The sequence below is a fragment of the Mesorhizobium sp. M7D.F.Ca.US.004.03.1.1 genome, assembly GCF_003998635.1.
GTDB lineage: Bacteria > Pseudomonadota > Alphaproteobacteria > Rhizobiales > Rhizobiaceae > Mesorhizobium > Mesorhizobium loti.
The window spans coordinates 1-9,839 of record NZ_RZQG01000139.1; the positions used below are offsets into that span (position 1 = coordinate 1).

Sequence of the window (9,839 nt, forward strand, 5' to 3'; positions counted from 1 at the left end):
ATCCACGGAACCGCGTTGACGACACCCAAGGCACAGTGAGGCGAGGGAAGGGCGACGGGCGGGCTCGCGACAGTCGAGAGGACGTGGTCCGCTATTCCTGCTTTTCAGACGATGCCAAGCCACCCAAGGATCCGGCTTGCCCATCCCGAATGGTCCCGGACCAATCTGAATCCCAGATTGTCGGGAGGCGTGCCAACGGCACAGCCTCCGCTTTTCCCGTCACTGACAAAGTTCGACATGTAGGCTCTGTGAAGCCCTTCAAGCACGTGGACGCCGCAATTGTCGACCGAGCTCGCAACACCACTTCCATCCGTAGCCAACGTGGTGCGGACATAGCAGGTCGAAGTCCACTCCCAGACGTTGCCGGAAAAGTCGGCGAGGCCCAGGGAATTGAAACCAAACGAGCCACGGCTCTTGGGCATCGGGTCCGGTTTGCGATTGAGGTCCACCTCGGCCTTGTAGCTGGTGAGCCAACGTCTGGCGGGGTTGTTGGCGTCGTTTTCGACACCCTCGAATTCGCCTGCGAACCGCTCCGCCGCGGCAAAGGCCCACTCATCGTCGGATGGCAGCCGCCATTGGCCGCCGGTCACTTGCGAATACCACCGGGCATAGGCATTCGCATCGAGATAGCTCACTCCGGTGACGGGAGCATTGCGCGGGATCGCGCGCGTCTCCTGTGCCGGCTGACAGGCGCCAGCCGACACGCAGTCCGCATAGTCGGCCGCGCCAACCTGGTAGGCCATGATTTCGAGAGGTCTGCTGAGTTGCCGCTCGATGCGGGGATTGCCTTGCGGGCGTCCCTCTTTCAGGAACTCGCCCGGAGTCGGATAGATGATCGAACCGGAAAGCAAGACAACTGTCATGGCGACGGGGTGGGGTTGTCGATCCCCGAAGACCGCCTGTAACGAGAGACCTACCGGAACAGCAGCGGCGGCCAGGGCGACCGGCAGAACCTTCAGGATGAAAGGAGACATGGCTTTTGTCCATGCCCGGACAGCGACGCCGTCCGGGCATTTTGGAGTGCCGTCAGTTGGTGGCTATGGGTTTGGGCGCCTCGACCTGCGTCATCAGATCATCATTCCACTGGCCTTCGACCATGAAGTGAGCGGTCGCTCCGAGTTCCACGGCCTCGATCAGATTGTGATTGACGTAGGCGTAGATGCCTGGCTGCAGGAAGGTATAGAGCGCCGAGCCCGCCGAGCCGCCACGGATGAACCAGGTCTCCAGATCCTTGGCAGGCGGATTGGCGAACTTGCCCTGTTCCCAGACATAGTCGCCGTGTCCACCGATCAGGTGAGGCCGGGTATCGCGGTTGGCCTGTGAGTGGACGATCAACACGGTCTCGCCGACTTTCGCCTTCATGGCGTTGTCACCGGTCAGGGATCCGACCTTGCCGTTAAACACGACATGCGTCGGGATCAGCCCGCGCATGACCTTGACGATATCGTCGTATCCGTCACCGGCCGATTCGTAACTCTTGAAATTGCCCTTCTCATCGCGCGGGATATAGAAGTCGCTCTCGCCGATATAGAAGATCTTGTCGTATTTGACCGGTTCGCCCCTGTCGTTCCTGAGCCCGTCGCGCGGCAGCACCATGATGGCGCCGCTCATGCCGGAGACGACATGCCAAGGGATCATCGCGCCACCAGGTGCACAGTGATAGACGAACGTTCCCGTTCGCGTCGCCTTGAAGCGCAAGGTCACCTGTTCGCCGGGATTGATCAGGGTGAGGCCACCGCCACCCAGCCCGCCTGTTGCGGCGTGGAAGTCGATGTTGTGGGCGAGGGAGTTGGTGTCTGGATTGATGAGCGTCAGCTCGAGATAGTCGTCCTGATGCACGACCATCAGCGGGCCGGGGATCGAGCCGTTGTAGGTCATCGCATTGAGCGTCGTGCCGTCGGCGTCGATGACAAGAGGCTTTTCCTCGATCGTGATGGTGAACTCGACGATCTTGGGTCCACCCTTGGCGACCTGATCGTGCGGATGCACAAACGGCGGTGCCACAAGCGCGATCTTTTCGCGCGCGAGCCCTCGAATGTCCGCCTTTGTCACAGTTGCTGAAAATGCGGGCAGTGCTGCCACGGCGGCAGCGCCAATCGCTGCCCCGAACAGAGCTTCACGTCGCGTGATCATGTCAGTCTCCTATCTCTCAACCGTTGCGGATGAATAGAATTTACCTGAGCTGACGCAGCGTTTCTTTGCGCTGGCGCAAATTGAAAGAGTTAAATCCAGGCAAGCTGCAGCTTCGGACACGGCAATGTTTCGCGTTATTCGAGCTTTTTGGGATTATTCCAGCCAGGGACATGCGGCGGTGTAGTTTTCTGCCCACCGCCATTATCGGCTACTTGGCTTTCGATCACTGATCCAGCTTGTCTTCTCGATCGATAAGGATCCGCTCGGCGGCGCCGTCGAGATCTTCATACTGGCCACTCTTCAAAGCCCACAGGAAGCCCCCCAAGCCAAGCGCACCAAGGAAGAGGGCCACAGGTATGAGGTAGGCAAGGGTCGTCATGAGAATCGGGCCAATCTGGTGATGTCGGAACGGCTGTCGCGCCGCACATCTTTCGCTGGCGAATTTGGTATGGAACTCTGCAGACGCAACGCATTTCCGATCACAAGCAGCGAAGAAGCGGACATGGCAATCGCTGCGATAAGAGGCGTGACGTGGCCCAGGATGGCGATCGGCACGGCGACGGCATTATAGACGATCGCAATCGCGATGTTCTGGCGTATCAGGTGTCCCGCCTTGCGCGAGACGTCCAGCGCGAGAGGCACTGCCAGAAGGCTTTCGCGCAGGAACACGAAGTCGGCCGCATTGCGGCCAATGTCGGCGGCGGTGGCCGGTGCGATCGAGACATACGCCGCGCTCAGCGCCGGCGTGTCGTTGAGGCCGTCGCCAACCATCAGAACCTTGTGTCCGTCTTTCGCCAGGGTCTCGATGCATTCGACCTTACCGGACGGCAGCAGGCACGGAACGAAGTCGTCGACACCCAGCATTTCTGCAACTTCGCCGCAGGCGCCCGCGGTATCGCCCGACAGCATTTGCACCGACACCCCAGCATCATTCAATTGCCCGATCGCCGCCTTGGCGTCGGCGCGCAGAGCGTCCTCAAAATTGAAGGTGGCGACAATGAACCCGTCTTTTGTCAACACCGTTCCGCCATAGCCATGTTTGCCTTCGCCGCCGGTCCGGGCCTTCCATCCAGCCCATCCGCGTCGACCCAGCCGCCAGATACTTCCGGCGACAGTGGCTTCGATTCCGAACCCCGGATGCTCAGTGACGGCATCGAATTTGTGCTGCCCGCCAAGGCGGGCAAAACCGGCTATGGCCTTTGAAAACGGGTGACGCGAGTGCGCAGCCATGTCGGCCGCGATTGCCAGCATGGTCGGATCGATCGCTGACGCATTGATGAGCCGGGGCTGTCCAAGCGTGAGCGTTCCGGTCTTGTCGAACACCGCTGTATCAATCGTCGCCAGGCGCTCCATGGCCGAACCGTCCTTGACCATGATGCCGTTCTCGAACAGGCGCCGCGCCGCGACCACCTGCACGATCGGCACGGCGAGGCCGAGCGCGCACGGGCATGTGATGATGAGAACGGCAATGGCGATGGTTATCGCCCGGTGCCAGTCGCCAGTCGCCGCCATCCAGCCAAGGAACGTCGCGAAGGCTGTGAGATGAACCACCGGGGCATAGAGCGCCGAAACGCGATCGGCGATCCGGCGATAATGCGCGCGGCCGCCCTCTGCGGCTTCCATGAGCCGAACCATTTCCGCCAGAAACGAATCTTTCGCGGCCGCTGCCGCCTCAATCGTCAGCGGGCCGGTGAGATTGAGGACACCGGCCTGCACGGCTTCGCCTGCCGCCACGTTTCGAGGCGTGCTCTCGCCGGAAACCAACGAGCAGTCCAGATCCGAGGCCCCTTGAATGATCTTGCCGTCGACGGGGATCCTTTCGCCCGCCGCGATCAACAGCAGCATGCCGGGTTCGATCTCGCCAACCGGCAGATAGTCGCGTGCGCCGTCGTTGCGCAGCACCATGGCGCCACGTGCGGCCAACTGGGACAGGCCTTTCACGGCGGTCCGGGCACGTTCGCGCATCACGTGATCCAACGTGCGACCGATCAACAGGAAAAACAGCAGCGATACCGACGCGTCGAAATAGGCGTGATCGCCGTGGTTGATCGTCTCATAGAGACTCATGGCGTAGGCGAGGGACACCCCGACCGCGATCGGCACATCCATGTTCATGCGGCCGTGACGCAGCGCATTCCAGGCCGAGCGGAAGAAGATGCCGCCGGCGAAGGCCAGTGCCGGGATCGCGATCAGCGCCGAGACCCAATGAAACAGGTCCCGCGTTGCGCCTTCGGCGCCGGACCAGACCGAGACTGAAAGCAGCATGATATTGCCCGCCGCAAAGCCGGCGACAGCAACGGCGCGGATCAGTTCCGAAAGCGTCTTGTCCTTGTTATCGACTTCAGGGTCGAACAGATGCGCCTCGTAACCCAGCCGTCCCAGCGCGGCGACGAATGGTGGTACTTGGCTCCCACGCCAGCGGACCACGACCCGCTTCGTGGACAGGTTGACACGAGCACTCTCGACTTGATCGAGCTTTCCCAGTGCTGTCTCGATCGCCTGGATGCAGGCCGCGCAATGAACCGCAGGGACTGAAAGATCGGTCTGGCGGAGATCATCGCCAAGCGATCTGCTCGCCAGCCTGATTTCCTGGCTGGACGGCAGGACCGATGCGGTGTTGACCAGATCAAGCGCCATTTCGGCGCCCGGTGCACAACAACTCATTGCAGCGCTCCATTGGAAATCATGATCCTGCGGACGTCGCGATACGGTTTATCCAGACCGGCATCGGCGTCGACTTCGACAATCCAGACGCCATCCTTCGGCATGTGCTGCGCGGCGAATTCCTGGCCAGAGGCGAGGGCGAGCGTGACGGACTTGTCCTCTTTCTCGTATGCGGGATGGCGAAACAGCACCTTGACGCCATGCAAGGGAACCGGCTTGCCGGCGGCATCGGTGAGGCTGTAGCGGACCTCGCCCCATGCGATGGTCAGCTTGCCGGTCCAGCCAAGTGCTGCCTGCGCGCGACCCTCCTCGGCCTTCTTGTTGAATTGCTGGCTCGCCACATAGGTGTTTTCGACGACAAGGCCGGTCCAGCTCGTGTTGGCGAGCGTGGCCATCGTCAGATTGACCGCGATGACCACGCCGAAGAAGGCAAGGATGGTGAACAGCATGTGCCTGCCTGTGAATTCGCGGGTTTTTTGAGTTCTGGCGCTCATCTGGCAGTCTCCGGCGCGTTGAAGGTGGCGGTGTATTCGTCCGCCTCGAAGCTCGCCTTGTCCTCGACACGGAACTTGAAGGTCTGCGCTGTGCCCTGGATTTGATCCGCCGGCTGGCGCACGAAGACCTTCAGCATTTTCAGGCGGTCGGGTTCGACCGGAATGGCAAAAGAACGGCCTTCCGGGATGTCGTCGCCGACCACGCTCATCTCGGCGCCCTGCAAGCCTTGAATCGCGACAACGATCGTCCTTGGCTCGGGGATCATGTTGAGCAGCTTGACGGTGTAGCCGTTGCGGATCGAGCCGTCGGACAGCGTGACAAATTGCGGATTGCGATCATGCAGCACGTTGACTTCGAGCCGATCGCGCGTCAGCAGCGAATAGAGCAGACCCAGGCCGATCAGCGACCAGATACCCATGTAGACGTAGGTGCGTGGCCGAAAGATCTTGCGGATATGGAAATGCGCCACCTTGTCGGAGAACAGGCCATCAGCGGTCCTGACCTGCGACGGGTTGACTGAACTGGAGCCGCCCGCGGTCGCCAGCATCATGTTGGCGTTGTAGTCGGACAGTGTCGCATAGGAGATCAGCCCGCGCTCCTTGCCGAGCTTGTCCATGACCCCGTCGCAGGCGTCTATGCACAGCGCGCAGGTGATGCATTCCATCTGCTGGCCATCGCGGATGTCGATCCCCATCGGGCAGACCGCGACGCAGGCATTGCAGTCGACGCAGTCACCGACCGGCAGCCCTGCGGCAAGGACCTTCTTGGCGTGGCGAGAACGCGGTTCGCCGCGCCAGTCATTGTAGGTGACGGTGAGAGAACTTTCGTCGAGCATCGCTGCCTGGATGCGCGGCCATGGGCACATGTAGGTGCAGACCTGCTCGCGCATCAGACCGCCGAACGTGTAGGTGGTAGCCGTCAGCACGGCGACAGTGATGTAGGCGACGGGTGGCGCGGTGCCGGTGAAGAGTTCGCCAACCAGCGTCGGCGCATCGGCAAAATAGAAAATCCAGGCGCCGCCGGTCGCCGCACCGATGACCAGCCAGACGGCGTGCTTCGATAAGCGCAGCATCAGCTTGCGGGCGGTCCAGGGGCCTGCATCGAGTTTCATGCGAGCGTTACGGTCGCCCTCTATCGCACGTTCGACGACGAGGAACAGATCGACCCACACCGTCTGAGGGCATGCATAGCCGCACCAGGCACGGCCGACAGTCGAGGTGATCAGGAAAAGACCGACGCCCGCCATGACCAGGAGGCCGGCCACATAGAAGAATTCCTGGGGCCATATCTCGATGAAGAAGAAGTAGAAGCGCCGGTTCGCGAGATCGAGCAGGACTGCCTGGTCCGGGGCAAATGGACCGCGAGCCCAAGGCAGCCACGCAGCCAGGTAATAGATGCCAAGTGTGATCGTCATCACCAGCCATTTGAAGCGACGAAAGTTGCCCGAGGCGCGCTTCGGAAAGATCTTTTGACGCGCGGCATAAAGCGGCTTGCGGGTTTTGGCGGAATTGACAGTTTCTGTTTCGAGCCCTGTCAACTGCGTCTTGTCACGCATGTGCAACTCCACTTTCCCAGCCAATGTCAGGGGCACCTGTCGTAAAGCCTCGCCGTAGGATAGCCTTGCCGGGTTGTGCAGATCGCATTAGGGATGGTGTCGAGGCCCGGCTCACGCCGGGCCTCGTCCGCTTGGCAGGGGGGACCGAAGAATAGGACCTTCCATTCCTATTCTCCGCCGCCAAGCGAATGGACATAAACTGCAAGTTCCTTGACCTTGATCTCGCCGAGACGGCCAACCCAGGCCGGCATGACGCCCTGTTTTGGCGCACGGACCTGTGCGGCGATGGCTGTCTCACCGGATCCATAGAGCCAGATCGCATCGGTCAGGTCGGGGGCGCCGAATTCCCTGTTGCCTTTTGCATTGTCGCCGTGACAGGCCACGCAATTCTCGGCAAAGACCTTGGCGCCGGGTTGGATCAGACTTGCATCGCGGACCTTGCCGGAAAGGCTGGCCACGTAGGCGCTGACTTGTGCGATCTGGTCGGCGGTAATGATGTCGCCGAAGGCCGGCATTTCCGACAGGCGCGTGTCCGGATCGGATGCGAAGCGGATGCCGTGCGTAATCGTCTGCTGGATCTGCTCGGCCTTGCCGCCCCACAGCCAGTCGTCGTCGTTGAGATTGGGAAAGCCCTTGGAACCCTGGGCGCCGGAGCCATGACATTGTACGCAATTGACCTTGAAAGCGGCGCCACCGGCGGCGATTGCGAATTCGCGCAGGCCGTCGTCCGCGGCGATTTCCGAGACGCTCTTGGACTCCACCGCCGAGATATATTTGCCCTTGGCGGCCTCAGCCGCGGTCAGCTCGTTCCTGACCTCGTTGCGGCTGGAATAGCCGAGCACACCCGTTGTCGCCGAGTGCAACAGAGGCCATGCTGGATAGGCAATGGTGTAGCCTATCGCCCAGACAATGGTGACGTAAAAAGTGATAACCCACCATCTGGGAAGCGGGTTGTTCAGCTCCCGGATACCATCCCATTCGTGGCCGGTGGTCGAGACGCCAGAGATTTCATCGATATGCTCGTCGCTCATGATCACTCGTCCTCGAGCGGAATGCGGGCCGCTTCGTCGGCCAGCCTTCGGCTGCCGGGGCGTAGGGCAAAGGCGATGCACCCCACGAAGAACAGCGCCATCGCAACCAGGCCCCAGCTGTCGGCAAACGCCCGCATCAAATTGTAGGTCATCAGCGTTCTCCTCAGCGGTAGCCGGCGGCTTCGTCGTAATTTTTGAAGTCGACCAGTGTGCCAAGCATCTGCAGGTAGGCGAGCAGGGCATCCATTTCGGTGACCTGTTGCGGGTTGCCGTCGAAGTCGCCGATCTTGGCTTTTGGGTAACGCGCCTCAAGGCCTGATGTGTCGGCATTGGGATCGGCCTGCGCCGCCAGATCCGCATTGGCGTGGGCGATCATGTCATCGGTGTAAGGGACGGCTACAAGCCTGTTGGCGACCAGATGCGTCGAGAAATCCTTCACGTCGATCGGCGTGTCTTTCAGGAACCCATAGCTCGGCATGATCGATTCCGGCACCACCGAGCGCGGGTCGGTAAGATGCGCGACATGCCATGCATTCGAGTAGCGGTCGCCAACTCTGGCGAGATCCGGCCCGGTGCGCTTCGATCCCCACTGGAAGGGGTGATCGTACATGGACTCGGCAGCCAGGCTGTAGTGGCCATAGCGCTCAACTTCGTCGCGGAACGGCCTGATCATCTGGCTATGACAGAGGTAGCAGCCCTCGCGCATATAGATGTTGCGCCCGACAAGTTCGAGCGGCGAATAGGGGCGCATGCCTTCCACCTTCTCGATCGTGTTGTCGAGATAGAAGAGAGGCGCGATCTCGACGATGCCGCCGACCGTCACCACGAGCAGCGAGCCAACGAGAAGAAGCGTGGCGTTCTTCTCGATGATTGCGTGTTTGTCCATCAAGCCCATTACCTGGCTCCTGATCGCGCAGGTCGGATGGCGACGGGGCTCGGCATCGGCTCCTCCTCGCGCTGGTGGCCGAGGATGGTCCTGGTGATGTTCCAGGCCATGATCAGGGCGCCGGAGAGGTACATGGCGCCGCCGATGGCGCGCAGGACATAGTAGGGGTGCATGGCGGCGACGGTTTCGGCGAAGGAGTAGACCAGGAAGCCCTGCTCGCCATATTCGCGCCACATCAGGCCCTGCATGATGCCGGACACCCACATCACCGCGGCGTAGACGACGATCCCGAGTGTCGCCAGCCAGAAGTGCCAGGTGACGAGCCTCAGCGAGTAGAGCCGTTGACGGTTCCAGAGCTTCGGGACCATGTAGTAGATCGCGCCGAACGAGATCATGCCGACCCAGCCGAGCGCACCCGAATGGACGTGCCCGATGGTCCAGTCGGTATAATGCGACAGCGAATTGACCGCCCGGATCGCCATGATGGGGCCTTCGAAGGTCGACATGCCATAGAAGGCGACGGCCATCACCATCATGCGGATGATCGGATCGGTGCGCAGCTTGTCCCAGGCGCCGGACAGCGTCATCAGGCCGTTGATCATGCCGCCCCAGGACGGCATCCACAGCATGATCGAGAACACCATGCCGAGCGTCTGCGCCCAATCGGGCAAGGCGGTGTAGTGCAGGTGATGCGGCCCGGCCCAGATGTAGAGAAAGATGATAGCCCAGAAATGGACGATCGACAGCCGGTACGAATAGACTGGCCGGTTCGCCTGCTTGGGCACGAAATAATACATCATGCCGAGGAAGCCGGCGGTGAGAAAGAAGCCGACCGCGTTGTGGCCGTACCACCATTGCGTCAAGGCGTCCTGGACCCCTGAAAAGGCGGAGTAGCTCTTGGAGCCCGGGAACGAGACTGGTATGGACAGGTTGTTGACCACATGCAGCATCGCGATGGTCACGATGAACGACAGGTAGAACCAGTTGGCCACGTAGATATGCGGTTCCTTGCGCTTCAGGATCGTGCCAAGGAACAGAATGAGGTAGGCGACCCAGACGATGGTCAGCCAGACAT

General features: G+C 61.1%; 10 protein-coding genes. All 10 read right to left on the reverse strand.

All coding sequences use genetic code 11. From position 1 onward, the window contains the following. Positions 1-104: 104 nt before the first annotated feature. On the reverse strand, positions 105-974 hold the full coding sequence (locus tag EN935_RS11015; protein WP_127265869.1) for an SUMF1/EgtB/PvdO family nonheme iron enzyme: 870 nt from the start codon (positions 972-974) through the stop codon (positions 105-107). 52 nt (positions 975-1,026) lie between these two features. Then, on the reverse strand, positions 1,027-2,133 hold the full coding sequence (nirK, locus tag EN935_RS11020; RefSeq protein ID WP_109672895.1) for a copper-containing nitrite reductase: 1,107 nt from the start codon (positions 2,131-2,133) through the stop codon (positions 1,027-1,029). Between the two features lie 223 nt (positions 2,134-2,356). Further along, positions 2,357-2,512, reverse strand: a complete 156-nt coding sequence (gene ccoS, locus EN935_RS11025; protein ID WP_109672898.1) for a cbb3-type cytochrome oxidase assembly protein CcoS — start codon at positions 2,510-2,512, stop codon at positions 2,357-2,359. Continuing rightward, on the reverse strand, positions 2,509-4,797 hold the full coding sequence (locus EN935_RS11030) for a cation-translocating P-type ATPase (protein ID WP_127373318.1): 2,289 nt from the start codon (positions 4,795-4,797) through the stop codon (positions 2,509-2,511). Before EN935_RS11030 ends, ccoS begins: the two co-directional genes overlap by 4 nt. Continuing rightward, positions 4,794-5,291, reverse strand: a complete 498-nt coding sequence (locus EN935_RS11035) for a FixH family protein (protein ID WP_109671197.1) — start codon at positions 5,289-5,291, stop codon at positions 4,794-4,796. Before EN935_RS11035 ends, EN935_RS11030 begins: the two co-directional genes overlap by 4 nt. After that, a complete protein-coding gene (gene ccoG, locus EN935_RS11040; protein WP_063169222.1) occupies positions 5,288-6,847 on the reverse strand; it encodes a cytochrome c oxidase accessory protein CcoG in 1,560 nt (519 codons plus the stop codon). Before ccoG ends, EN935_RS11035 begins: the two co-directional genes overlap by 4 nt. A gap of 167 nt (positions 6,848-7,014) precedes the next feature. Further along, positions 7,015-7,878, reverse strand: coding sequence for a cytochrome-c oxidase, cbb3-type subunit III (gene ccoP / locus EN935_RS11045; protein WP_063169223.1), 864 nt, complete (start codon positions 7,876-7,878; stop codon positions 7,015-7,017). Positions 7,879-7,880: 2 nt separating this feature from the next. After that, positions 7,881-8,030, reverse strand: a complete 150-nt coding sequence (locus EN935_RS11050) for a cbb3-type cytochrome c oxidase subunit 3 (RefSeq protein WP_024502864.1) — start codon at positions 8,028-8,030, stop codon at positions 7,881-7,883. 11 nt (positions 8,031-8,041) lie between these two features. Further along, the gene (gene ccoO / locus EN935_RS11055; RefSeq protein ID WP_063169224.1) at positions 8,042-8,773 is read right to left on the reverse strand and encodes a cytochrome-c oxidase, cbb3-type subunit II; all 732 of its coding nucleotides are present in this window, start codon (positions 8,771-8,773) and stop codon (positions 8,042-8,044) included. Then, the coding region (gene ccoN / locus EN935_RS11060) for a cytochrome-c oxidase, cbb3-type subunit I (protein WP_127373319.1) at positions 8,773-9,839 on the reverse strand (1,067 nt) is incomplete at its 5' end. The genes ccoO and ccoN, both read right to left, overlap by 1 nt.